Origin of the sequence: Serratia nevei, from assembly GCF_037948395.1 — a bacterium.
GTDB lineage: Bacteria > Pseudomonadota > Gammaproteobacteria > Enterobacterales > Enterobacteriaceae > Serratia > Serratia nevei.
In genome coordinates, this window is sequence record NZ_CP149940.1 from 3,772,109 (window position 1) to 3,797,683 (window position 25,575).

Annotated in this window: 19 protein-coding genes and 6 tRNA genes; 17 read left to right on the plus strand and 8 right to left on the minus strand. The window is 56.4% G+C overall.

Going from position 1 to position 25,575, the window contains the following annotated elements; genetic code table 11:
* The first annotated feature begins 35 nt into the window (after positions 1-35).
* The gene (locus V8N38_RS18155; RefSeq protein ID WP_060419900.1) at positions 36-905 is read left to right on the plus strand and encodes a LysR family transcriptional regulator; all 870 of its coding nucleotides are present in this window, start codon (positions 36-38) and stop codon (positions 903-905) included.
* Here the strand turns inward: V8N38_RS18155 and V8N38_RS18160 are convergent.
* Entirely contained in the window at positions 902-2,563 is a 1,662-nt protein-coding gene (locus V8N38_RS18160; protein ID WP_147840054.1) for an alpha-keto acid decarboxylase family protein, read from the minus strand. The two genes, V8N38_RS18155 and V8N38_RS18160, sit on opposite strands and share 4 nt — an antisense overlap.
* A 188-nt stretch (positions 2,564-2,751) precedes the next feature.
* Between V8N38_RS18160 and mgrA the strand changes: the two genes are divergently transcribed.
* Both mgrA and V8N38_RS18170 read left to right on the plus strand, forming a co-directional pair.
* Entirely contained in the window at positions 2,752-3,741 is a 990-nt protein-coding gene (gene mgrA, locus V8N38_RS18165) for an L-glyceraldehyde 3-phosphate reductase (RefSeq protein ID WP_147840053.1), read from the plus strand.
* Between the two features lie 223 nt (positions 3,742-3,964).
* Positions 3,965-4,375: a DUF2502 domain-containing protein gene (locus V8N38_RS18170; RefSeq protein WP_060419895.1), complete on the plus strand. Its 411-nt coding sequence runs from the start codon at positions 3,965-3,967 to the stop codon at positions 4,373-4,375.
* A gap of 41 nt (positions 4,376-4,416) precedes the next feature.
* On the opposite strand, the gene V8N38_RS18175 is transcribed toward V8N38_RS18170, so the two are convergent.
* The gene (locus tag V8N38_RS18175) at positions 4,417-5,652 is read right to left on the minus strand and encodes an Nramp family divalent metal transporter (RefSeq protein WP_033635427.1); all 1,236 of its coding nucleotides are present in this window, start codon (positions 5,650-5,652) and stop codon (positions 4,417-4,419) included.
* Positions 5,653-6,029: 377 nt separating this feature from the next.
* Here V8N38_RS18175 and V8N38_RS18180 point away from each other — a divergent pair, with 377 nt between their 5' ends.
* Positions 6,030-7,217 (plus strand): NupC/NupG family nucleoside CNT transporter, encoded by a 1,188-nt coding sequence (locus tag V8N38_RS18180; RefSeq protein WP_004936373.1) that lies wholly within the window; start codon positions 6,030-6,032, stop codon positions 7,215-7,217.
* 270 nt (positions 7,218-7,487) lie between these two features.
* On the opposite strand, the gene V8N38_RS18185 is transcribed toward V8N38_RS18180, so the two are convergent.
* Positions 7,488-8,552: an FAD-dependent oxidoreductase gene (locus V8N38_RS18185; RefSeq protein ID WP_070915245.1), complete on the minus strand. Its 1,065-nt coding sequence runs from the start codon at positions 8,550-8,552 to the stop codon at positions 7,488-7,490.
* Between the two features lie 475 nt (positions 8,553-9,027).
* Here V8N38_RS18185 and V8N38_RS18190 point away from each other — a divergent pair, with 475 nt between their 5' ends.
* The 4 genes from V8N38_RS18190 (at position 9,028) to V8N38_RS18205 (ending at position 13,837) form a co-directional block, all read left to right on the plus strand.
* Positions 9,028-9,564: a fimbrial protein gene (locus V8N38_RS18190; RefSeq protein WP_070915243.1), complete on the plus strand. Its 537-nt coding sequence runs from the start codon at positions 9,028-9,030 to the stop codon at positions 9,562-9,564.
* A gap of 67 nt (positions 9,565-9,631) precedes the next feature.
* A complete protein-coding gene (locus V8N38_RS18195; RefSeq protein WP_187181555.1) occupies positions 9,632-10,312 on the plus strand; it encodes a molecular chaperone in 681 nt (226 codons plus the stop codon).
* A 23-nt stretch (positions 10,313-10,335) separates the two neighbouring features.
* Positions 10,336-12,810: a fimbria/pilus outer membrane usher protein gene (locus V8N38_RS18200; RefSeq protein ID WP_147840051.1), complete on the plus strand. Its 2,475-nt coding sequence runs from the start codon at positions 10,336-10,338 to the stop codon at positions 12,808-12,810.
* 34 nt (positions 12,811-12,844) lie between these two features.
* A complete protein-coding gene (locus V8N38_RS18205) occupies positions 12,845-13,837 on the plus strand; it encodes a fimbrial protein (RefSeq protein WP_070915241.1) in 993 nt (330 codons plus the stop codon).
* 199 nt (positions 13,838-14,036) lie between these two features.
* Here the strand turns inward: V8N38_RS18205 and V8N38_RS18210 are convergent.
* Together V8N38_RS18210 and V8N38_RS18215 are read right to left on the minus strand one after the other, a co-directional pair.
* Positions 14,037-14,112 (minus strand) — tRNA-Ala (locus tag V8N38_RS18210).
* A gap of 60 nt (positions 14,113-14,172) precedes the next feature.
* A tRNA-Ala gene (locus V8N38_RS18215) sits at positions 14,173-14,248 on the minus strand.
* Between the two features lie 308 nt (positions 14,249-14,556).
* On the opposite strand from V8N38_RS18215, the gene V8N38_RS18220 reads away from it, so the two are divergent.
* Positions 14,557-15,342 (plus strand): formate/nitrite transporter family protein, encoded by a 786-nt coding sequence (locus V8N38_RS18220; protein ID WP_047730144.1) that lies wholly within the window; start codon positions 14,557-14,559, stop codon positions 15,340-15,342.
* A 66-nt stretch (positions 15,343-15,408) separates the two neighbouring features.
* On the opposite strand, the gene gltX is transcribed toward V8N38_RS18220, so the two are convergent.
* Complete coding sequence (gene gltX, locus V8N38_RS18225) at positions 15,409-16,824, minus strand: glutamate--tRNA ligase (protein ID WP_033643946.1); 1,416 nt, start codon at positions 16,822-16,824, stop codon at positions 15,409-15,411.
* Between the two features lie 294 nt (positions 16,825-17,118).
* On the opposite strand from gltX, the gene V8N38_RS18230 reads away from it, so the two are divergent.
* The 8 genes from V8N38_RS18230 (at position 17,119) to V8N38_RS18265 (ending at position 22,106) form a co-directional block, all read left to right on the plus strand.
* Positions 17,119-17,194, plus strand: a tRNA-Val gene (locus V8N38_RS18230).
* Positions 17,195-17,223: 29 nt separating this feature from the next.
* A tRNA-Val gene (locus V8N38_RS18235) sits at positions 17,224-17,299 on the plus strand.
* Positions 17,300-17,337: 38 nt separating this feature from the next.
* A tRNA-Val gene (locus tag V8N38_RS18240) sits at positions 17,338-17,413 on the plus strand.
* Between the two features lie 7 nt (positions 17,414-17,420).
* A tRNA-Lys gene (locus V8N38_RS18245) sits at positions 17,421-17,496 on the plus strand.
* A 471-nt stretch (positions 17,497-17,967) separates the two neighbouring features.
* On the plus strand, positions 17,968-18,975 hold the full coding sequence (fepB, locus tag V8N38_RS18250; protein WP_060419877.1) for a Fe2+-enterobactin ABC transporter substrate-binding protein: 1,008 nt from the start codon (positions 17,968-17,970) through the stop codon (positions 18,973-18,975).
* A 214-nt stretch (positions 18,976-19,189) separates the two neighbouring features.
* Positions 19,190-20,245, plus strand: coding sequence for a Fe(3+)-siderophore ABC transporter permease (fepD, locus tag V8N38_RS18255; protein WP_147840448.1), 1,056 nt, complete (start codon positions 19,190-19,192; stop codon positions 20,243-20,245).
* Positions 20,245-21,282, plus strand: coding sequence for an iron-enterobactin ABC transporter permease (gene fepG, locus V8N38_RS18260; RefSeq protein ID WP_060419869.1), 1,038 nt, complete (start codon positions 20,245-20,247; stop codon positions 21,280-21,282). The genes fepD and fepG overlap by 1 nt, the downstream gene beginning before the upstream one ends.
* A gap of 17 nt (positions 21,283-21,299) precedes the next feature.
* Entirely contained in the window at positions 21,300-22,106 is an 807-nt protein-coding gene (locus V8N38_RS18265; RefSeq protein ID WP_049272132.1) for an ABC transporter ATP-binding protein, read from the plus strand.
* Between the two features lie 28 nt (positions 22,107-22,134).
* On the opposite strand, the gene V8N38_RS18270 is transcribed toward V8N38_RS18265, so the two are convergent.
* Both V8N38_RS18270 and alsS read right to left on the minus strand, forming a co-directional pair.
* Positions 22,135-23,721 (minus strand): ABC transporter substrate-binding protein, encoded by a 1,587-nt coding sequence (locus tag V8N38_RS18270; protein ID WP_147840449.1) that lies wholly within the window; start codon positions 23,719-23,721, stop codon positions 22,135-22,137.
* Between the two features lie 143 nt (positions 23,722-23,864).
* Positions 23,865-25,550, minus strand: coding sequence for an acetolactate synthase AlsS (alsS, locus tag V8N38_RS18275; protein WP_033635442.1), 1,686 nt, complete (start codon positions 25,548-25,550; stop codon positions 23,865-23,867).
* Positions 25,551-25,575: the final 25 nt, after the last annotated feature.

The window sequence follows — 25,575 nt, forward strand, 5'->3', positions numbered from 1 at the left end:
TTAAAAATAGATTCCATCGATAAAGTAGATAGGTTATGCACTATTCTCCGGAAGCGCTGCATGCGTTTGTCGAAGCCGCCGCCCTCGGCTCGTTTTCCGCCGCCGCGCGCAAGCTGCGCAAAAGCCAATCCACCGTCAGCACTGCCATCGCCAATCTGGAGGCCGATCTGGCGCTGACGCTGTTCGATCGCAGCGCGCGCCAGCCGGTGCTCACCGCCGCCGGCCGCAAGGTACTGGGGCATGTGCAGGCGATCCTCGCGGCCAGCGAACGGCTCGACGCCCTGAGCATTCAGCTGGCGGGCGAGGTTGAACCGCGCCTGAGCATGGTGTTTTCCGATACCTACCAGCCCAAGCATCACGATCGGTTGATGCAGCTGTTCGAACAGCGCTACCCGGAGATTGAGCTGGAATGGATGATCGCCGAAGAAGGCGACGTTATCGATCTGCTGCAAAGCGGCCGCGCGCACTTGGGCATGGTGGAAGTGCAAAAAAGTTATCCGCCGGATATCGCCTTCTCCCGGCTGCCTGAACAGACCGAAATGGGGCTGTTCGTCGCCCATCAGCACCCGCTGGCCCAGGTCGCCGCGCCAACGCCGGAGCAGCTGTCCAGCATCCGCCAGCTGATCCTGAATACCTACACCGGCGCCGAAGCGGCCAGACAGGGTGGCCTGGTCTGGTCGGCGCCCAGCTATCTGCTGTTGCTGGAGATGGCGGAACAGGGGTTCGGTTGGGCGGTACTGCCGCACTGGCTGGTGCAACAATACGGCCACGGCAAACTCACCCAGCTGCGGCCGCGCGGCTGGCCAAAACTGATTTCGGTGGATGCGGTCTGGTCCAAACTGACCCCGCCGGGCCCGGCGGGGTTCTGGATGCTGGATCGCCTGCTGGGCGATACCCTGCCTTAAGCGGCGACGTTGCGTGCCTGAATGGCGCGCGAGACGGTATCGAGCAGTTCCGGCATGTCCATCTTCGGCAGCATCACTTCGATGAAGGCCAGCCGATCGTCGTCCGCTACCTCGCGCAGCGCCTGGCGCAGTCCGTCCGGATCGCTGACCCGCAACGCCTTCACCGGCCGCTCGCCGGCCAGCGCCGGCGGCAGCTGCGTCCAGTTCCAGCGCGCGATGTCGTTATAACGTTGCTCCGGCCCGTGGATCGCACGCTCGATCGTGTAACCCTGATTATTCAGCACGAAGATCACCGGCTTAAGCCCGTCGCGCAGCATCGATCCCAGTTCCTGTACGGTCAGCTGCGCGGCGCCGTCGCCGATCAGCAATATTGCCCGCCGCTGCGGTTCGGCGGTCTGTACGCCGAACGTCGCCGGCAGGGTATAGCCGATCGATCCCCAGAGCGCCTGCACGATCAGGCGGCAGCCACGCGGCAACGTCAACGCCGCCGCGCCGAAACAGGCGGTGCCCTGATCGGCCAGCACGATATCCCCGGGCCGCAGGAAATCCTGTATCTGCCGCCAGAAGGCGTGCTGATCCAGCCCTTCCCCATCGGTTTCCGGCAGCGTCGGGCGGACGATCGGCGGCAACGGCCAGCGTGACGCCAGCGACAGGCTCAGGCGGTGCAGCGCCTGCACCGCCTCGCGCATCGGAATGCGGCTAAAGCGCTGCCGCCCGACCCAGGCTTCGAACGGTTGAATGTCGATGCATTTTTCCACCGGCAAATGATGCGTGAAACCGGCGGTAATGGTGTCGGTCAAACGCACGCCGACGTTGATCACCACATCGGCGTTTTCGATAAGCTGTTTCACCGCCGGATCGCTGGCGCCGCCGCAGTAGGTCCCGACAAACCCGGCTCGGTTCTCATCCAGCACGCCTTTGCCGAGCAGCAGCGTAGCGTGCGGAATGTCGACCGCCTGCAGCCACTCGTCCAGCGCCGCTTCGGCGCCGAAGCGATCGGCCAGGAAGTCCGCCAGCAGCGATACCCGCCGCGCCGGCAGCAGCTTTTCGCGCGCTGCGGCGATAAATGCCTGCAATGCGCTGCGCGACAGTTTGGCCTGACGCAGCATCAGCGGCGCCGGTTTGGCCGACAGCGGCGCTTGTGCGACGTCGCTGGGCAACATCAGGTAAACCGGGCGATGTTCCAGCAAGGCGACGCCGATCAGGCGGTCTATCTCCACGGCGGCGTTGTCGGCGGTCAGGTCGGCCTGCGCGACGGTCACCTCTTTGGCTATCCGCGCGAAGTGGGTAAAGTCGCCATCCCCCAGCGAATGGTGCAGCAAATCACCGGCGCGCTGGGCGCGCTGCGCCGGCGTGCCGACCACGTGGATCACCGGCAGGTATTCGGCGTAGCTGCCAGCCACCCCATTCAACGCGCTCAGCTCCCCCACGCCAAAGGTGGTGAGCAGCGCCGCCGCCGGTTTGCAGCGAGCGTAGCCGTCGGCGGCATAGGCGGCGTTCAGCTCGTTGGCGCAGCCTACCCAGGTGATTTGCGGATGAGCGAGAACGTGATCGAGGAATTGCAGGTTGTAATCCCCCGGCACGCCGAAGAAATGACGGATGCCGATTTGGGCCAGACGATCGAGCAGATAATCGGCCACCGTATAGGTCTGAGTCATGATCATCACCTGTCTGCAGCTGGAGCGATTATCTTAAGTATCGAAGATGCCGTTCAAATTTCGAACAAACGCTCCTGCCTCGATCGGCAACCTGGCGTTACATGCCGGCGCTGTGATCGCTCCCCCGGCAGCGCGGTGTGAAAGCGTATACACTCAAAGCACTTCACCTCCCGCCGACAAGGATAACTATGTCCTACCAAGCCTCCCCTACGCGTTATCAAGATATGGAATACCGGCGCTGCGGCCGCAGCGGGCTGAAGCTGCCCGCCGTCTCGCTCGGGCTGTGGCACAACTTCGGCGACGCCACGCTGTACGACAACGCCCGCGGCCTGATCCGCTGCGCCTTCGATCGCGGCATTACCCATTTCGATTTGGCCAACAACTACGGCCCACCGCCCGGCGCCGCCGAGGAGAACTTTGGCCGCATACTCAACGCCGACCTGCGGGCCTGGCGCGACGAGCTGATCGTCTCGTCCAAAGCCGGTTACACCATGTGGCCCGGCCCCTACGGCGATTGGGGCTCGAAAAAGTATCTGGTCGCCAGCCTCGATCAGAGCCTGAAGCGCATGGGGCTGGAGTATGTGGATATCTTTTATCACCACCGACCGGATCCGGACACGCCGCTGGAAGAAACCATGGCGGCGCTGGATCTGCTGGTGCGCCAGGGCAAAGCGCTGTATGTCGGCCTGTCTAACTACCCGGTCGAACGCGCGCGGCAGGCGTTCGACATTCTGCAGCGGCTCGGCACGCCGTGCGTGATCCACCAGCCGAAGTATTCGATGTTGGAACGCACGCCGGAGGCGGGATTACTGGACACATTGGCGGAGCATGGCGTCGGATCGATCGCCTTCTCGCCGCTGGCGGGCGGCCTGCTGACCGACCGCTATCTGCACGGCATCCCGCAAGATTCCCGCGCCGCCAGCGGCAGCCGCTTTCTGCAGCCGGAGCAACTGACCGCCGAACGGCTGGACAAGGTGCACCGCCTCGATGCGCTGGCGCGGCAACGCGGGCAAAAGCTGTCGCAAATGGCGCTGGCCTGGGTGCTGCGCGGCGATCGCGTCACCTCGGTGCTGATCGGCGCCAGCAAGAGTGCGCAGATAGAAGACGCGGTAGGCATGCTGGCCAATCGTCATTTCAGTGAAGAAGAGCTCGTTCAGATCGAACAAATCCTACTGTAATCGCTTACAAATACCGCCGCTCCACCGAGCGGCGATCCCCCAGAAAAATCTCAAATCTCGGCCTGCGGCGCCGTTTTCAGAGTGGCTCTCAGATTCAACCCTATGCGCCGGCGCTATGATGCCGATATTGCAGCAAAAATAACGATAAGGCCGCTTTTTAAACTGATGAACGCGCTTCATAAAGTGATTAACGGCCAGGCCGCGCAAGCGGAAAGGAGAAGTCATGTTTAAACCTCTGCTCTTGGCTGCCATCTTGGCGGCGACGGTGTTGCCCGCCGTACAGCAGGCTCACGCCGAAGGGCTCAGCATCGATCTGATGCCGGGCGTTTCATTGCGCATCGGCGATCAGGACAATCGCGGCCGTTACTGGGACGGTTACGACTGGCGCGATCGTGACTGGTGGCAAGGCCATCAGGGCCGCTATCTCGGCGACCGCAGCCCGCGTGGCTATTACTGGGACGGCTATCGCTGGCGCGATCGCGACTATTGGCGCAAATACTACTACTCTCGCGATGGCCGTTATTACAAATGCGACCGCCGTTGCGACAAGCATTACTGGAAGAAAGAGAAAAAGCACCACCACGATCACGATCGCGATCGCTGGCGCCGCCACGGCGATGACGACCGCGATTAACGACGACGGGCCGGCACCATGCCGGCCCGCGCTTTTTTTGCCTACAGCACGCTGCCGATCAGCAGATAGCCGTTCAATCCCACCACCACCAGTACGATCAGCTTACCCAGGTTTTGCACCACTGGGCCGTTGACCATCTCCCCCATCAGCGCCCGATTGCCGGTGAAAGCCAGCAGCGGCACCAGCGCCAGCGCAATGCCGAAGCTGAGCAGCACCTGGCTCAGCACCAGAATGCGCGTCGCGTCCATCCCCAGCATGATGACGATAAACGACGGCAGCATGGTCACCGCGCGCCGCAGCCACAGCGGGATATGGAAATGCACGAATCCTTGCATCACCACCTGCCCCGCCAGCGTGCCCACCACGGTAGAGGAGAGGCCGGCGGCCACCAGGCTCAGGCCGAACACGGTAGCAGCGGCTTGCCCGAGCAGCGGTTGCAGCGTCAGGTAAGCCACATCGAGATCGGCGATGCCGCTGTGGCCGCTGAAATGAAACGCGGCGGCGGCGGTGGCCATCATCGCCAGGTTAACGAAACCGGCAATGGTCATGGCCACGGCGACATCGACTTTGGTGGCGGCATAGCGCTCCGCCTTGTCGTGCTCGCCGCCGATTTGGGTGAGCGACGAATGCAGGTAGATCACATGCGGCATGATGGTGGCGCCCAATACCCCGGCGGCCAGAAATACCGCATCGCCGTTAGGCAGATCGGGCAGCGCCATGCCCTTCAGCAGCGGCGCGAGCTGCGGCTGGGAGAACGCCAGCTCGACGATATAAGCGGCGGCGACGAACAGCAGCAGGCCGCCAATCACCAGCTCCAGCGGCTTTTGCCCGCGCTTTTGCAGCATCAAGATTAAAAAGGTGGCGATGCCGGTCAGCACTGCGCCCTGCAACAGGGAAACGCCGAGCAGCAGCTTGAAGCCGATCGCCGCGCCGATAAACTCGGCCAGATCGGTCGCCATGGCGATGATCTCCGCCTGCACCCAATAGGCCCACACCGCCGGCCGCGGAAAGCGATCGCGAATATGCTCGGCCAGGTTTTTCCCGGTGGCGATGCCCAGCTTGGCGGACAACAGCTGGATCAGCATCGCCATCACGTTGGCCCAAACCACCACCCACAGCAGGCTGTAGCCGAACGAGGCGCCGGCCTGGATGTTGGTGGCGAAGTTACCGGGATCGATATAGCCGATAGCGGCGATGAAGGCGGGCCCCATCAGCGAGAGTTTGATTTTCCTGGCGGAGCGCCCGGAGGTGGTTTCAACCACGCGACTGTTCAGCATATGTTGAACCCTTACTGAAATTACGTTTATCTCCACTCTATATAAATGATAATAATTATCAAGCGCATTTAGAGCGGTAAAACTTATCTCTGTAATAGCCAACATTAACGGTTTTATCGAAGGGTTCAGCGCGGAGCTTGCCGATTTCCGTGCTTTTCTGATGGGATTTGGGCTGCAATACCCCTGAAAGACAGGTTAGCACAAGAATACGAATTTCCTATTGCTGCTTTAACATCTTGATTTTTTATGCTTTTGCGCAACACTTTAGGAGAACTCCCACTATGATTTTCCATATTTGCAATAGAAGTCTCGTTTTTAAACGTAGCGTTACATAAAATGACAGCCGAAATTCAGCCTGCCTCAAATTTGGAGCAAACATGTCCCATATTGCGCACTTTGCGTTGGCGATAGTGGTGGTGGCGATCCTGGCCCTGTTGGTGTGCCGCGATCGTAAAAGCATCCGCATTCGCTATGTTATTCAACTACTGGTTATCGAAGTACTGCTGGCCTACTTTTTCCTGCATTCGGAAGCGGGTTTGGGCTTCGTAAAAGGATTTGCCGCGCTGTTTGACAAACTGCTCGGATTTGCGGGACAAGGGACTGATTTCGTATTCGGCGGCATGGGCGACAAAGGCCTGGCGTTCTTCTTCCTGAAGGTGCTGTGCCCGATCGTCTTCATTTCGGCGCTGATCGGTATTCTGCAGTACATCAAGGTGCTGCCGTTCATCATCCGTATTATCGGTACCGTGCTGTCGAAAGTGAACGGCATGGGCAAGCTGGAGTCGTTCAACGCCGTCAGCTCGCTGATCCTGGGCCAATCCGAAAACTTCATCGCCTACAAGGATATCCTGGGCAAGATGTCGGAAAAGCGCATGTACACCATGGCGGCGACCGCGATGTCTACGGTGTCCATGTCCATCGTCGGTGCCTACATGACCATGCTGGACGCCAAGTTCGTGGTGGCGGCGCTGGTATTGAACATGTTCAGCACCTTTATCGTGCTGTCGCTGGTCAACCCGTACGACACCAATAAAGAAGAAGAGCTGCACCTCGGCAACCTGCACGAAGGCCAGAGCTTCTTCGAAATGCTGGGTGAATATATCCTGGCCGGCTTCAAAGTAGCGATTATCGTTGCCGCGATGCTGATCGGCTTCATCGCCCTGATCGCCGCGCTCAACGGTGTGTTCAGCGCCATCTTCGGCCTGAGCTTCCAGGAAATCCTCGGCTACTTCTTCTATCCGTTCGCCTGGATCATGGGGATTCCTAAACACGAAGCCCTGCAGGTTGGCAGCATCATGGCCACCAAGCTGGTTTCCAACGAGTTCGTGGCAATGATGGAGCTGCAGAAAGTGTCTGCCGAACTGTCGCCGCGCAGCCTGGGGATCCTGTCGGTGTTCCTGGTGTCCTTCGCCAACTTCTCCTCCATCGGCATCGTGGCCGGTGCGATCAAGGGTCTGAACGAACACCAGGGCAACGTGGTGTCGCGCTTTGGCCTGAAACTGGTGTACGGCTCTACGCTGGTCAGCATCCTGTCCGCTTCCATCGCGGGTCTGGTACTGGGCTAAGCCTCGAACCGACTGCGATAACAAGGCGCCTGCGGGCGCCTTTTTTGTTGGTAGGGAATCATAATGAAAACGTACCTGCAGGAGAGGAAAACGCCTGCTTAAATTATGTCGACACATTCGGTGAGAGACGCATGGCGAATTGCAGATTAAAAGTTAGACAGTAAAATGATGATAAACACCTGTGCCGCCCAGTTTTAGCGACACAGTTAATCACGGAGATAAATACCGTACTCTTTCATCAGCCTTATTGTGGCGGCCATGAATCAAAGATCAGTTAATTGAGCGGCCTAAGAGCGTCGTAATCTCCTCGGAGATAATTGGCGATGAATTATAATAAGAGTCAACGCTTTCCACGACCACAATTTTCTTATCATCCTCGCTTGATGTCCAACAGGGAACAACCGTTCTGGGACTCTCTGAATAGGTAAATGATGAGGTATGTGTAAACAACGCGCTAGAGATGACATCTATTTTTCTGCGATCCACATACGCATCGATATTCAGACTACGCTTCATAACCTCAATGGATTGAGGAACATGAGTCTCCATAGCAACCCTTATCACTTCACCATCCACGGAAGGCGTAATCCAGATATTGAACTCCTTTTCTGTAATTAATACAGGATGCAGCAGATGCGAAACAGAGTCTGACAGATAATAATCTTTGAAAATCATATCCACATCGGGGAATATAGCATCAAATGACTCCACCATATTGAATTCAAAGCAATTTGTGAATTTTATGATCGTATCATACAGCCGTTTCTTCTCATCAACAAAAATCACTCCGCCTTCAATTCGGTTCAGTCCACCGATATTTTTATTTCTAAAAATATTCACCCCAGTAAAAAAGGCCAACTCATCCTGAAAATAGGAAAAAATCTCTGCGGTGTTAAGCAGAATGGAATCATAGCTGACAAAGATCGATTTGTTCGTGCAATCAATAAACGAAGGCAAAGTAAGAAGATTGTCTTCACCGTAATTCTTCACCTCATAAGGTAAACCATGCTGCTCATACAATCTGCTCAGGCGACCGATCTCTGCGCGCTCGACAACGCGGCTCATTTTCTCTTTTCTCCCATATTCACCGCTGGATGACAGAATAAATTTTTCCCATATCCATTGCGACTGCGAGGAAAAACGCGTCAGGCGCTGATTATTCTCATGGACGCTTCGCCACAAACAGTGATTGCCAAAAGATGTTCTGAACTCATCGTAATTCGTCTCGTCCAGGAAAAAGTCGACGGAGATTCCTTTTCTCGCACAGGCCAGCGCCGTCATCACCGCAGTTACTCCACCGCCGCCAACAATTGCGATATTTTTATTTTTTTTCATGGATAACCTCATCCAATGATGATGAAACAATGACAATAGTTTCATCAAGAAAACAATATCAATGTCAATAGATACAAATCATCAGCATTAATTAGCATATTAACAATCACAGAGTTAATCAGAGGATAAAACTATTGAGATTGCTAAAATTTAGGATCCTCCCGCGAACTGGCAGCATAAAAAACCAATTACACAGAATATTATTCTTAAAATGTGATACTTGTCGATTTTAACCACTAGCGATTTTTTTTTCATATAGACTCGATTTTGTTAACAAATCGCGAAAGGAAATGATAAAAATCAGACAGAATAAAAAACCATTAATCAATCAAATATCAGATTTCAAAACCAACTTAACACACCATAACAAGCATTAATCACTCAAAAAGAGGCTTTTTAATGCTCATTTATGAGTGATGAGTAAAAGGTTGAAAACCTATAATTTACATGCAGTTATAAAACAAGGGGATAAAACATGAACAAGTTCGTACTGAATACTTTGCTGTTCGTTGGCGCACCTTTCGCCATGTCAACTATTGCTGCTGCTAACGCTGCGGATGGAACCATTAACTTCACCGGCAATGTCACTGACCAGACCTGTACGGTAGAAACAAGCAGCGCCAACCAAACCATTCCTATGGGTAACGTAAGCGCCAAGGCCTTCAAAAATGCTGGCGATACCGCCCTGCCGACAAAATTCAACATTGCTTTAGCCAACTGCCCTGAAACTGTTAAAAAGGCTTCGGTGAAATTCGACGGCATCTATGCAAAAGACAATACTGCACTGTTGTCATTGAACCAAGAAGCAGGCGTGGCAACCGGTATTGGCATTGCCCTCTATGAGGCTGATGGAGCAACACAAATTCCGATGGCTTCATTTTCGAATGCGCAGAGCGTGCAAAAGGACATCAGTAATGTCTTTACCTACGTAGCGAAATATATGTCTACCTCTGACACCGTTACCGTCGGCCCGGCGAATGCCACGACGCAGTTTAGCATCACCTATAACTGAACCAGCCCGGCTCGCTGGTTACGGAAATGCTGACCAGCGAGTCAATATCATTAAGGAAATTATTCTCATGAAAATGAGCAGGCTTTATTTATCCGCGCTATTTTTTTTGTCATTTAACGCTGCTGCAAACGTAGTCCTCGGCGGCACAAGAATGATTTATGACGAAATAAAAAAAGAAGCTAATATTTCCGTCAGCAACCAAGATAGCAACAAACCCGTACTCATCCAAACCTGGGTCGAGAACTTCTCCTCGCAGAATAAAGATGAGGTTCCTCTCATTGTTACACCACCGTTGTTCAGGCTAGAGCCAGAGCAAGATAATATTATCCGTGTTATTTACTCCGGTGCAGGGCTGCCGCAACATAAAGAATCAATATATTGGCTGAGTGTCAGATCAATCCCCTCAACCCAACGGTCTAAAGAAAACAAACTACTTATCACCGTACAAAATAGAATTAAAATACTTTACAGACCCAAAGGACTATCAAAAAAAGACGCTTCTGAAGCCTACAAAAAAATCAGATTTTCATTAACTGGAGATAAGGTGGAGGCAATAAACCCAACGCCGTTTTATGTCTCATTCTACTCGGTTGCTCTGGGAGGTAAAGAGCTCAAAGAGGCCGACATGATCGCGCCTCAGAGCACAAAGGCATGGAGGGCTCCTCATGGAAAACTGGACAGAGAAATAAAATGGCAAGCCATCAATGACTATGGGGGCGTGACCAAAGAGATCAAAGCATCATTATAGATGATACACAGGGGGATGCGAAAATGACGATGATAAAGAAGGTTTACAATAAAACATCGGTGCTGTTCTTATGTGTTTTATCTTCATCTGCGGCTTTAGCGGAAGAGTACTTTGAACCATCAGCATTAAACAGGGATTATCAGACGACTGCTGACTTATCCAAATTTAATCATGCGAGTCATCAGTTGCCTGGTGAGTACTGGGTTGATATTTATTTAAATAGCACTTTTTTCGGCAACCAGAAGGTGACATTTTATCAAACAGATGGCATTTTGCAGCCACGCCTTCACCGCAGAGATCTGGACAATTTTGGCGTTCGTGCCGATAGACTCAAAACACAGAGTGATGACGAGATAGCCTCTCGCCCGCTCAATGAGATCATTCCAGGAAGTCAGGTAACGTTTAACTTCAATCGTCAAAGATTAGATATCAGCATTCCGCAAGCTTATATTGAAAACCAACCGCGTGATTGGGTAAATCCTACGCTTTGGGACGACGGCATCCGCGCCTTTCTGATGGACTATAGCTTCAGCGGCACCGAGTCATGGCAACATGGGAATGCAAAAAAGGGTGACAACCAATATTTGAACCTGCGCAGCGGCGCAAATTTCGGCGCCTGGCGATTGAGAAACTACGCTACCTATTCAAGCCAGAGCAGCACCAAGTGGAAAAGCATCAATACCTATGCCGAACGTAGCTTTAGAGATAGCAAAAACCAGCTGGTGATGGGCGACAGCTCGACCTCTGGTGACGTCTTTGACAGCTTTCAATTCCGCGGTCTGAAACTCGCCAGCGATCCCTCCATGATTCCTGACAGCCAGAGAGGATTCGCTCCCACGGTGCGAGGGGTGGCGCAAAGCAGTGCCGAGGTTCTTGTAAAGCAAAATGGCTACATCATTTATCAAACCCATGTACCCGCAGGCAATTTTGAGATCACGGACATCTACCCCACCACGTCAAGCGGTGGGCTACACGTTATCATCAAGGAGGCAGATGGCTCAGAACGCAGCTTCTATCAACCCTTTTCCGCTGTACCCATCATGCTTCGGGAAGGAATGAAGAAGAACGAATTAACTCTGGGTGAATATCGCGCTGCACAAAACGATCGCCCAAATTATAAATTTCTTCAGCAATCATTAATTTATGGCCTCCATGACGATAAAACGCTCTATGGCGGCGCCATACTTTCTGAACAACACCAGGGAATCGCTTCCGGCATCGGCAGCAATTTGCGGAATTTAGGTTCCGTCTCTGCCGATGTTACACACACCAAAAGCCGGCTCATGACAGGCTCCAGCCGCTCGGGCCAGCAATATCGCATTCAGTACGCAAAAAATATTGAGGCAACAAGCACCAACTTCACGCTGGCTGGTTATCGATACTCAACGTCCGGTTATCTAAATTTCTCGGAACTGAGCGATATGAACGCCAACCTGGAGAAAAAGTGGCTGGCGCGTGACGTGAAAAGGAGCAGATTGGTTCTGAATATTAACCAACCCGTTCACGACTTTGGCAGTTTCTACCTTAATGGTTATCAACAGAACTACTGGCACAACAGCAACGTTGAGAGAAATTTCCTGTTTGGGTTCTCAACGAGCCAAGGTAGTGTTAGCTACAACCTTGCATTGAGTTACAATAGCGGACCCTATACGGATAAACCTGACAAGATCGCCACGCTCAACGTTCAGGTCCCCCTGAACAAATGGCAATCGAACAGCTGGGTTAACTACACCGCCAGCAAAAGCAGCCAAGGAAAATTCAATCAGCAGTTAGGTTTAAGCGGAAGCGCTCTGGAAAATAACCAGCTCAGTTATAACGTCTCTGCCTCCAAAAGTAGCACAAAATCTGGAACGTCCGGCAACAGTGTCGCTTATTATCGCGGCGGATACGGTGAAATTGGTGCCGGATACAGCTTTGACCGAAATATGCAGCGGGTTAATTACAGCTTACGCGGCGGCGCCGTCGCCCATGACAACGGTATTACATTATCGCAATCGCTGGGCGATACCATCGCGTTGGTTAAGATACCTAACGCCCGCAATGTGGAAGTGATTAACAGCACCGGCGTTACCACCGACTGGCGCGGGTATGCCGTCGTGCCTTATATCAATAGTTATCATAAAAACCGCATTAGTCTGAATCCACAAAGTTTTGGTGATGATATTGAGATCGCAAAGAACAGCACAATTGTCGTCCCGACGAAAGGCGCCGTTGTAACCGCTCACTTCAAATCCAATATAGGCCACAGGGTGATCTTTAAATTACGTCACAATACCGATGAGATCCCCTTCGGCGCCGTCGCCACATTACAAGGTGAGAACGAAAAAACAGGAATTATAGGAAATGATAATAGCGTTTATATGAGCGGCATGCCCGATACAGGAACGATCACGGTGCGCTGGGAAGGAGAGAAAAATTGCCAAGGAGATTACACGATCGGCGATCGAGAATCAGAATCGAGGATAAAAACAATAAACATGGCATGCAAGACAGGCTAACGCCCCGGCAACGATATTTTAAGGAAACTCTAACATGAAAATAAAATCAACATGGCGGCCTGGCAGGGCGAATATTAATATGGTGTTCACTCTATTTTTTTTGGCGTTCATTTCACCCCAAGCTTACTCGGTGTGCGGCGCAATGTTTCACGTACCGCCGTCTATTTCACAAACGGGCATTACGGCATCCGTTGATGCCAAAAACGGCTCACTGCTGAGCAGCGGGCATGTCGATTTTTCTGTGAAATTATATGGTAATACTCGTGGGGATGATTGGGATCTGGAGTATAATCGCGGTGATTTTGTTCTGCAACCTTATACCTATCTCACCGCAACCAATTTCAAATACTACGGCATGAGCGTTTATAAAACACCGAAAGAAGGGGTCGGTATTGCAATATCGATAAACGATTCCGGGGGGCTTAATGACGTGAATGCGCCCAAAAAAACCCCGGTAAACTATATTCTTTACACTCACTTCAAATATTATCTGGTAAAAATAGGAGACATCACTTCCGGTGTCATTCCTGAGTTTAATGCTTTTGAACTGAACTATGCCTGCCTGGGGATAGGTAATGGAAAAAGACTCGGTTCTACCCCCTTTCTCTCCACATATATTTCCGCCCAAGGCTGTCGGTTAACCACCCCCGTTAAGTATGTAAATTTGGGAGAGATAAATCGAAGAGCGTTCTCCGGAAATGGCAGCATCGTAGGGGGAACTCCCTTCGACATCACAATCGACTGTAATTCAAATGCCAAGGTTGACTTGGAAATCAAAGGGCAAACCGTCAGTGGCAACAGCCAGGTATTGGCAATTAATCGTTCTGACCAGGCGGCCAAAGGCGTTGGGCTGCTAATTCTACACAACGGAATTCCTTTTGCCCTGGGGTCAAAAATCAATCTATTAGATACCACGCTTACCGGTCAAAATGTGATTCCCTTCCTGGCAAAATTTTACCAGACGGAGGACCAGATAACGCCGGGGGAAGTGAATGCTGTCGCTCAATTTACCTTATCGTACAGATAATGTAATTCATGCATGTCATTCCGATGCGGCCGGGCCAACCAACGAGGTTGGCCGAATATCGCCCTTCACTGGCAGAAACGATCGAAAAAGATCCGCAGCCAACGTCAGCGGTGGTGAATCGTGGTCGATTTGGTATGCGATAGGGTACTACAGGATCTGAAATGCAAAAAGCCGACCCTAAGGTCGGCTTTTTAAATGGTGGTGGAGCTAGACGGGATCGAACCGTCGACCTCTTGCATGCCATGCAAGCGCTCTCCCAGCTGAGCTATAGCCCCACAAAAGTGGTACGCGTTGACCGGCGTTACGGTATTCCCCAACCTCTCTGAGAAGAAGGTTGGTGGAGCTAGACGGGATCGAACCGTCGACCTCTTGCATGCCATGCAAGCGCTCTCCCAGCTGAGCTATAGCCCCGTTCCACAATCACTTTGTGCTGTGAACGGGGCGCATAATATGAAACCCGCTCAAAGCTGTCAACGGCTAAATTGAATTCCTGAATCAAGCGTTGAAAAAGCCGCCAAATCAGCATGTTTGGCGCCAAAAAATCATCACTTTGTGCAGAGTTCATCCATTTTGCGCGCTACATCTCAAAATGGCAAAAGCCCCTGTATATCACGTTGATTTTTAATTAACGGAATGTTAGTGAAATGCGCTTGAGTCGGACTCCCGAGCGGCATAGACTGCCCGCGCCATAAACTTCATTACTATAAACCGAGTCCGTCATGTCTTTGCATTCACCAAAAGAAATCGCCGCCCTCGCCGTTCAGGCCGGGGTAAACAAAAGCCGCGCCCCTCTCGCTAATCTGTTGATTCTGGGCTTTCTCGCCGGCGCTTTTATCGCCACCGGCTTTCTGCTGGATATTCACGTCATCGGCACCCTGCCGGCCGAATGGGGCTCTTTCGGCGCCCTGTTGGGTGCCGCGGTCTTTCCTATCGGTTTGATCCTGACCATTCTGGCCGGTGGCGAACTGCTGACCGGCAATATGATGACCTTGCCGATGGCCTGGTTTGCCCGCGAAATCCCCGCCATCGCCGTGCTGCGTAACTGGTTTTGGGTCACCCTGGCCAACCTGGCCGGCAGCCTGGCCGTCGCCTACTTCTTCGGTCATTTGCTGGGCCTGACCGAAGGTGCGTTCTTGCATAAAACGCTGGCGATCGCGCAGGCCAAAGTGGATGCGGACTTCCTGCACGCCTTTATTTCCGGCGTCGGCTGCAACTGGCTGGTGTGCCTGGCGGTATGGTTAGCCTTCGCCAGCAAGGATGTGCCGGGCAAAGTGATCGGCATGTGGTTCCCGGTCATGGCTTTTGTCGCCATCGGCTTCCAGCACGTGGTGGCGAACATGTTCATCATCCCGGCGGCCATCTTTGCCGGCGGCATGGGCTGGGAGCAGTATCTGCCCAATTTCGTCGCGGTATTTCTCGGCAACGCGCTGGGAGGCGCCGGCTTTGTCGGGCTGATGTATTTCCTCGCCTACCGCCCGGGGCTGCCGGCTAGCGAGCAAGCCTGACGCACCGCCATGAAAAAAGCCCCGGGATCGCTCCACGGGGCTTTTTCTTTATGGCGTATCAGCGAATCAGGCTTGCGCTTCGCGCTCGGCGATGTAAGCCAGCGCCATGTCGATGCGCTGCAGCGAACGCTTCTGGCCGATCGCATGCACGGTCACGTCCATGCCCGGCGACTGGCCGGCGCCGGTCACCGCAACGCGCAGCGGCATGCCGACTTTACCCATGCCGACACCCAGCTCATCCGCCGTGCCCTGAATGGCGTCGTGCACGTTTTCCGGCGTCCAGACGGTGATGGCGGCCAGCTTGGCGCGCACCGCTTCCAGCGGCTGACGCGCCACCGGGCGCAGGTGCTTCTTGGCCGCGTCGGCGTCGAACTCGCTGAAGTCTTCGTAGAAGTAACGGCAGGACTCCGCCATCTCTTTCAGCGTTTTGCAACGCTCGCCCAGCAGTTTGACGATGTCTTTCAGCTCTGGGCCGTTGCGGGTTTCAATGCCCAGCTGCTCAACGTGCCATGCCAGATGCACCGCCACTTCTTCCGCCGGCATATGGTTGATGTAGTGGTGGTTCAGCCACTGCAGCTTCTCGGTGTTGAACGCGCTGGCGGATTTGTTGATCGCTTCCAGCGTGAAGAACTCTTTCATCTCATCGATGGAGAAGATCTCCTGATCGCCGTGGGACCAGCCCAGGCGCACCAGGTAGTTCAACAGCGCCTGCGGCAGATAGCCGTCGTCGCGGTACTGCATGACGCCCACGGCGCCGTGACGCTTGGACAGTTTTTTACCGTCGTCGCCGAGGATCATCGACACGTGCGCGTATTCCGGCACCGGCGCGCCCAGCGCTTTGAGAATGTTGATCTGGCGCGGGGTGTTGTTGATGTGGTCTTCGCCGCGGATCACATGGGTGATTTCCATGTCCCAGTCATCGACGACGACGCAGAAGTTATAAGTTGGCGAACCGTCGGTGCGGCGGATGATCAGATCGTCCAGCTCCTGGTTGCTGAATTCGATCGGGCCGCGAATTTTGTCGTCGAAGATCACCGAGCCTTCCTGCGGGTTGCGGAAGCGCACCACGTGCGGCTCGTCGTCGGTGTGGCTGCACTGGCTGTCGCGGCAGTGGCCGTCGTAACGCGGCTTCTCGCCGTTTTCCATCTGCTTCTCGCGCAGCGCTTCCAGACGTTCCTTGGAGCAATAGCATTTATAGGCCGTGCCCTGCTCCAGCATCTCGTCGATGACCGCGTTGTAACGATCGAAACGCTTGGTCTGGAAATACGGGCCTTCATCCCAATCCAGGTTCAACCAGTTCATGCCATCCATAATTGCGTCGATCGCGTCCTGGGTGGAGCGTTCCAGATCGGTATCTTCGATACGCAGAACGAACTCACCGCCCGCATGGCGGCTGAACAACCAGGAGTAAAGTGCGGTACGCGCGCCGCCGACGTGAAGATAGCCGGTCGGGCTCGGTGCAAAACGGGTTTTGATTTTCATTGGGTTCACTGCCTTATTACGCAACGCGTGTCGGCGGTTGCCGACGATTGCTCGGAATTGAAAAAAGAGTGGACGACATTGTATCACCACGCGCTAATTCCTCAACGCCGACACGATATTGCACCGGTCGATTTCGCGCGTTTTGCGGCGAGTTTCGCATAGCGTTGCGCAAAGAATCGGCGCCGTTGGCGATAATTATCGCGCCCTGCCTAAATTTGCGGCGAACGATTGAAATCATTTTAAAAACCGTTGACTCACTTTGAACTATCCCTATAATGCGACTCCAACAAGACGGGGCGATTAGCTCAGTTGGTAGAGCATCTCCTTTACACGGAGGGGGTCGGCGGTTCGAGCCCGTCATCGCCCACCATCTTGTTGAGTAAAAATGAGAACGAATGAGGGTGATTAGCTCAGTTGGTAGAGCATCTCCTTTACACGGAGGGGGTCGGCGGTTCGAGCCCGTCATCACCCACCATCATTCTCTCGTTTAGCAGTACCTGGAAGTCCCGAAGTGGGTGATTAGCTCAGTTGGTAGAGCATCTCCTTTACACGGAGGGGGTCGGCGGTTCGAGCCCGTCATCACCCACCACTTCTGCGGGTCGTTAGCTCAGTTGGTAGAGCAGTTGACTTTTAATCAATTGGTCGCAGGTTCGAATCCTGCACGACCCACCAATTCAGAGAAAAGCGCCTTTTGGCGCTTTTTTCGTTTCTGCGCCACCTAAACCCGACTTAATCTTCTTGCCGACAGAGTTCACCGAGTCGTGCAGGATAAGACAAAAGCATTTATGCTTTTGAACAGCGCTTGCGCTGGCCCGAAGGGGCCGGCTATGAAATAGGCGGATAGCCGTAGAGGTTCGAGCATCGCGCAGCGATACGACAACGCGCAGCGTTGCCCGCAGGGTGAGGCCACAGGCCGAATCAATCCTGCACGACCCACCAATTCAGAGAAAAGCGCCTTTTGGCGCTTTTTTCGTTTCTGCCGCACTCACTTCCCCTTCTTCTTATTCTCTCTATTCACCACACGCTAAGATACGAATGGTTATCATTTTGGCGGCTTGAATGGTAAATTAGCGGGCATCCACCACGCAGCCAATCCGCCGCCGGATTGATACGCCTTAGTTCAAGGAAAGAAAGAGCCCGCTCATGACCCTATCCTTACGCCAGCTGTTCATTGCATTTATCGCCACTTCCAGCCTGCTGCTCAGCGGCTGCGGCCCGGACGACAAGAGCGACGGGCAGAAACCGTCCGCCCCCGCCGCCGACAGCAGTTGGCCGCGCACCATCGACAGCGCCAAAGGGAAGTTCACGCTGGAAAAACCGCCGCAGCGCATCGTGTCCACCAGCGTCACCATCACCGGCACGCTGCTGGCTATCGACGCCCCGGTGGTCGCCAGCGGCGCCACCAGCCCGAACCCTCTGGTGGCCGATAAACAAGGCTTCTTTACCCAGTGGAGCGAGGTAGCCAAACAGCGCCACGTCGAGCGATTGTATCAGGTGGAGCCCAATGCCGAAGCCGTCGCCGCCGCCGCGCCGGATTTGATCGTCGTCGCCGCAACCGGCGGGGATTCGGCGTTGAAACTGTATGATCAGCTGTCCGCCATTGCGCCGACGCTGGTGCTCGATTATGGCGACAAAAGCTGGCAACAGCTGGCCAGCGAGCTCGGCGAGATCACCGGCCATGAAGCCGGCGCCAAACAGGCGGAAGATCGTTTCGAACAGCGCGTGGAGCAAGTGAAGCAGGCGATCGCGCTGCCGCCGCAGCCGACCACCCCGCTGGTGTATGCCGACAACGGCCGCGAGGCCATGCTGTGGACACCGGGGTCAGCCCAGGGCAAACTGCTGACCCAGCTCGGCTTCCAACTGGCCACCCCGCCGGAAAGCGCCAAAGGCAATGCCAGCATGGGTAAACGCCATGACATCATCCAGATCTCCGGCGAAAAAATGGCCGAGGGCCTGAACGGCAAGACGCTGATCCTGTTCGCCACCAACGAGCGTAAAGTGCAAGAGGTGCTGACCAACCCGTTCCTCAAACATCTGGAGCCGGTGGAACAGCGGCACGTCTACGCCGTCGGCAACGACACTTTCCGTCTCGATTACTACAGCGCCACCAACATGCTGAACCAAATCGAACGGCTGTTCAAAAAGCCCTGAACCACGCCGTCGGCAGGCCAGCCTCCTGCCGACGTTTGCCATAAACAGGGCAACCGTTCACATTCAATCAATTGAAATATCAATAGTTATTAACATCGTCAACGCACCTGCGCCACCAACCGGCGGGTGCATGCGGGCGTAAACTCGTGCTACTATTAGCGCCCGCATGAACGCAAATAACAATGAGAATAAAAATCATACAGGAGTTACCGGTGTGAACGTACCCACTCCGACTGAGCGGACGCTTTCGTCCGCACCGCACGCAGCTTACGTCAGTGGCTTCAAACGCATCGCCGGGTTCGGTATCGGCTTGGCGCTGTTGCTGCTGTGCATCATTGCCAGCCTGATGCTGGGTTCCAAAGCCATCCCCTTCCATACCGTCTGGCTCAGCCTGCAGGGCGCCGCGAGCGGTTCCGACAGCACCATCATTCTCAACGCCCGGGTACCCCGCACGCTGGCGGGCATCTTGGCCGGCATGGCGCTCGGCGCCGCCGGCGCGCTGATTCAGGCGTTGACGCGCAATCCGTTGGCCGATCCCGGCGTGCTCGGCATCAACGCCGGCGCCAGCTTCGCCGTAGTCATCGGCATCATGTTTTTCGGCGCGGCCACCACCGAAAGCTATATGGCCTACGCCTTCGTCGGTGCCGCCCTCACCACCCTGCTGGTCTACCTGATCGGCACGCTGGCGGGCGGGCGCATCAACCCGGTGCGGCTGACGCTGGCCGGCGTGGCGATCGGCGCGGTGTTGCTCGGCATCACCACCGGGCTGTCGCTGATCGATCCACAAACCTTCGACCAACTGCGCTTCTGGCAGGCCGGCACGCTGGATATCCGCACGCTGTCCACGCTGCCGGTTACCGCCCCCGCCATTTTGCTCGGCTGCCTGCTGACGCTGCTCATCGCCCGGCCGCTGAATACCATCGGCATGGGGGAAGACCTGGCTATCGCGCTCGGCGCGCGCGTGGTGCTGACTCAGGTCATCGCGGTGATCGCCATCACGCTGCTGTGCGGTGCGGCGACCGCCACCGTCGGCCCAATCAGTTTCATCGGCCTGATGGTGCCGCATATCGCCCGCTGGTGGGTCGGCCCCGACCAGCGCTGGATCCTGCCCTACTCCATGCTGCTGGCGCCGATTTTACTACTGTGCGCCGACGTGGTCGGCCGTTTGCTGGCGGCCGGTGAGCTGCGCGTTTCCATCGTGGCGGCCTTCATCGGCGCGCCGGTGCTGATCTGGCTGGTGCGCCGCAAGAAAACGCTGGGGGGGCTGTGATGAGTCTGCCCCACACGTTGCATATCGGCCGCCCGGACGGCGTCATCAACTGGCGTATGCCGCTGCGCCTGCTGCTGGTCAATCTTTCGCTGCTGGCGTTGTGCCTGGCGATGGCGGTTGCCGCGCTGTGCTACGGCACGCTGCAGCTTTCGCTGGAACAGGTCTTTGCCGCGCTCAGCGGCGAGGCGCCGAAAAATCTGGTCACCGTGGTTACCCAATGGCGCTTGCCGCGTATCGCCATGGCGCTGCTGTTAGGCGGCGCACTCGGCATGAGCGGCGCCATCTTCCAGTCGATTATCCGCAACCCGCTCGGCAGCCCGGACGTGATTGGCTTTAACATGGGGGCTTACACCGGCGCGCTGATCGCCATCACCCTGTTCAACGGCGGCTATTACTACATCGCCGGCGGTGCGCTGGCCGGCGGCATTCTCTCCGCGCTTGCCATCTACCTGCTGGCCTGGCGCCAGGGCATCGCCGGCTTCCGGCTGATCATCGTCGGCATCGCCATCAGCGCGGTGCTGGTCTCCACCAATACCTGGCTGATCATCACCGCCTCGCTAGAGCGCGCCATGGACGCCGCCATGTGGCAGGCCGGTTCACTCAACGGCATGACCTGGCAGAAAGCCCAGCCCGCTACGGCATTCATCGTGTTGGCGGCCGCGGCCGCGCTGCTGATGGGCAAACGGCTGCAGCTGCTGGAAATGGGCGACGACACGGCGCGCGCACTGGGCGTGAACGCCGAAGGCAGCCGGCTGTGGCTGATGCTGTTCGGCGTCACCCTCACCGCCGCCGTCACCGCCACCGCCGGGCCGATTTCCTTTATCGCGCTGGCGGCGCCGCAGATCGCCCGCCGCCTGGCCGGACAATCCTCGGTCACCCTGACGTCCTCGGCGCTGATGGGCGCGACGCTGCTGCTCGGCGCCGACGTGGTGTCCCAACATCTTTTTGCGCCGATCCAACTGCCGGTCGGGGTCGTGACCGTCTGCATCGGCGGCCTGTACCTGATTTGGCTGCTCATCCGTGAGGCCCGCAGATAATGAAAAGTGATAACGCCATGAGCCACCGCCTGCACGCCTCGCACCTGAAGCTGGGCTACGACAATAAAATCATCGCTGACGATCTGAGCGTGGCGATCCCCGACGGTGCCTTCACGGTGATCGTCGGGCCGAACGCCTGCGGCAAATCGACGCTGCTGCGCGCCCTGTGCCGTCTGCTGAAACCCAGCGCCGGCGAGGTGATGCTGGACGGCAAAAACATCAGCAGCTTCGCCACCAAGGCGCTGGCGCGCGAGCTTGGGCTGCTGCCGCAAACTTCGATCGCACCGGACAGCATTACCGTGGCGGACCTGGTATCGCGCGGCCGCTATCCGCACCAGAGCCTGCTGAAACAGTGGACGCAGGCCGACAAACAGGCGGTGGAAGCCGCCATGGCGGCCACCAACGTCAGCCAGTTGGCGGACCGCAGCGTCGACGAGCTGTCCGGCGGGCAGCGCCAGCGCGTTTGGGTGGCGATGGCGTTGGCGCAGCAAACGCCGCTGCTGCTGCTGGATGAACCGACCACCTATCTGGACATCGCGCACCAAATCGAGCTGCTGGATCTGTTCCGCCAGCTCAACCGCGAGCACGGCCAAACCCTCATCGCGGTGCTGCACGATCTCAACCACGCCTGCCGCTATGCCGATCACATCATCGCCATGCGCGACGGCAAGATCGTGGCGGAGGGGAACCCGGCGGAAATCATCACCGCCGAGCTGGTGGAACGGGTGTTCGGCATGCCGTGCATGATCATCGACGATCCACTGTCCCACACGCCGCTGGTGATCCCGCGCGGCCGCTACCACTGCGACGCGCCGCAGGCATGAAAAAGGCCGGGTTACCCCGGCCTTTTCGTTACTTCTCCAGCGACACCTGCTTGAAGATGTGTTTGCCGAACGGGTCTATCTCGTAGCCTTTCACTTCCTTGCGCACCGGTTCGAAGATGGTCGAGTGCGCGATCATCAGCGCCGGCATCTGATCGTGCATCATCACCTGCGCCTGCTGGTACATCGCCACCCGCTTGGCGTGATCGTTCTCCTCGCGCGCCTGCAGGATCAGCTGGTCGAACGGTTTGTAGCACCATTTCGCCGAGTTGGAGCCGCCGAGCGAAGCGCAGGTGAACAGCGGGCCGAAGAAGTTGTCCGGATCGCCGTTGGCGGTGGTCCAGCCCATCAGCGCCGTCTGGTGCTCGCCGTTTTTAATCCGCTGCAAATATTCGCCCCATTCGAAGGTGACGATTTTGGCGCGCACGCCGATCTTGGCCCAGTCGGCCTGGATCATCTCCGCCATGCGCTTGGCGTTGGGGTTATAGGGTCGCTGCACCGGCATCGCCCACAGATCGATGTCAAACCCCTGCCCCAGCCCGGCTTCCTGCAACAGCTGCTTCGCCCGCTCCGGCGAATACGGGTAGTCTTCAAGCTGCGCGTTGCTGCCCCACTGGGTCGGCGGCAGCAGGTTCTTGGCCGGCTGGCCGGCGCCGTGGAACACCGCCTCGATGATCGCCGGCTTGTTGACCGCCAGCGCCAACGCCTGGCGTACCTTGACGTTATCCAACGGTTTTTTCTGGGTATTAAACGCCAGGAAGCCGATATTCAAGCCGGATTTTTCCATCACCTGAAGGTTGCCGTCCTGCCGCATGCGCGCCAGATCCGCCGGGTTGGGGAACGGCATCACCTGGCACTCGTTCTTTTGCAGCTTGGCGTAACGCACCGTCGCATCCGGCGTGATCGAAAACACCAGCCGATCGATCTTCGGTTTGCCTTCCCAGTAGCGGTCGAACGCCTTGTACAGGATTTTCGCGTCCTTCTGGTACTGCACCAGCTGGAACGGCCCGGTGCCTATCGGATCGTTGTCCACCCGCTGCGGCGCACCGGCCTTCAGCATCGCGTCGGCATATTCCGCCGAAAAAATAGTGGCGAAGTACATGCCCAGATCGGCGACGAACGGCGCCTCGGCGCGGGAGAGCTCAAAGCGCACGGTGTGATCGTCCACCTTGACGATCCGGTCGATCAGCGTGCCGAACTCCATCGACTCGAAGTTGGTGTAGGCGCCGTTGGAGACCTTGTGATACGGGTTGTTGGCGTCCTTTTGTCGCATAAACGAGAAGATGACGTCATCGGCGTTGAAATCGCGGGTAGGCGTGAAATATTTATTGCTCTGGAATGCCACGCCCTTGCGCAGGTGGAAGGTATAGCGCTTGCCGTCCTCGCTCACTTCCCAGCTTTCCGCCAGGCTGGGTTGCAGCTCGACGGTACCGGGTTTGAAGTCCACCAGCCGGTTGTAGATCGCCGCCGAACTGGCGTCCACCGTGGTGCCGGAGGTGAACAGCTGCGGGTTGAAGCCTTCCGGCGAGCCTTCGGAACAGTAGACCAGCGTATTGGCCCGCGCGCCGCCGGCAATCACCAACGCCAGCAGCCCGATCGTTATTGCTTTTCTTTTCATTGCGCTATCCCCAGTGGTGAAAAAACAGCCCAACGGATAGCAATAAATCATGCAGTTAGCGAAGTAAAGGACAAATTCCGCGCATAAAAACGGGCAGGCGCGCAAGCGGCCTGCCCCGGTGAAACCGCCCGATGATGATGAAATTAAATCATCTGGCTAAAGTTCATCTGCGCCATCAGCTTATAGTTGTCGGCGTAGTCGACCGGAATGGCCACCACCACCGGCCCCTGGATCGCCATCGCCTTGCGCAGCATCGGCCGCAGATCGTCCACCGACTGCACGGCGAAACCGACCGCGCCGCAGGATTCCGCGTAGGCCTTGAAATCAATCGGCCCGAACTCCACGCCGGATTTGCGCTGGTATTTGTTCACTTCCTGCATCTCCACCATGTTGTAGGCGTTATCGACCCAGATGACGTGCACGATGTTGTTTTTCAGCCGCACCGCAGTCTCCAGCTCCATACTCGACTGCATGAACCCGCCGTCGCCGGAGATAGACACCACTTTATCGCCGGGGCGAACCAGCGCCGCGCCGATGGCCCACGGCAGCGCCACCCCCATGGTTTGCTGGCCGTTGGAGATCAACAGCTGGCGGGCGCGGAAGCTGTACAGGTAGCGGGCGATCCAGATATGGAAACTGCCCATGTCCACGCACAGGGTTACATCGTCGCTGACGATGTCCTGCAGCTCCTTGACGATGCGCAGCGGATGGATCGGCATGCCGCCGCGGCGGGCGGCGCGCTCCGCCAGTTCAGTGCGCTGGCGGCCGAGATCGGTGAGGATCAGCTCCACCTCCGGCGGCACACAGACCGCCTCAGTGAACGTTTCGGTCATCATGTTCAGCGTGGCGCTGATGTTGCCCACCAGCTCGACGTCCGGCCGATAGCAGGTATCGATATCCGCCGGCAGCACGTCGATGTGCACCAGTTTCAGCCGCCCGTGGCTGTTCCACATGCAGGGATCGTATTCGATCGGATCATAGCCGACGCTCACCACCAGATCGGCCTTTTGCAACAGCTGATCGGCCGGCTGGTTGTTGAACAGGCCGACGCGGCCGGCGAAACGGGCGAAGTGGTTGACGTCGATCACCCCCGCCGCCTGATAGGTGCCGACCACCGGCATATGGGTGCGATACAGCAGATGGCGCACCGCCTCGCTGTTCTCCGGCCGGCTGGCCTGCAGGCCGAGCAGCAATACCGGGCATTTGGCCTGGCGGATCAGTTTCACCGCCGCCTGAATGTCGTCCGCCGCGGCGGCCCCCATGCGCGGCAAGCGGCAGCCGGCCAGCACCGGCGCGCTGACCGGTTCATTGACGATATCCATCGGCAGGCTGACGAACGATGCCCCCGGCCGGCCGAACTCGGCGCGGCGAAAGGCGTTGGCGATCACTTCGGAAATCGCCGAACCGGCATGCACTTCGGCGCAATACTTGGTCACCGGCCGGAACATGCTGACGGTATCCATGCTCTGGTGCGTCTGCTTCAGGCTGTCGGCGCGCTTCACCGCCCCGCCGAAGGCCACCACCGCGTCCCCTTCCGAAGTGGCGGTGGCCAGCCCGGTGATCAGGTTGGAACTGCCCGGCCCGGAGGTGACCAGCGCCACCCCGGCCTTACCGGTCAAGCGGCCGACCGCCGCCGCCATAAAGGCCGCGTTGGCCTCATGCCGCACCACCACCGTTTCAATCGATGGCGCGTCCTCCAGCGAGTCGAACACCCGGTCGATCTTGGCGCCCGGAATGCCGAAAACGTGTTTGACGCCCTGCGCTTCCAGGTTTTTCACCACCAAATCGGCGCCGCATTGCCAGTCATTGCCTGTTTTTTCCTGTGCCATGGTTCCACCTCCTAAGAAAACGATC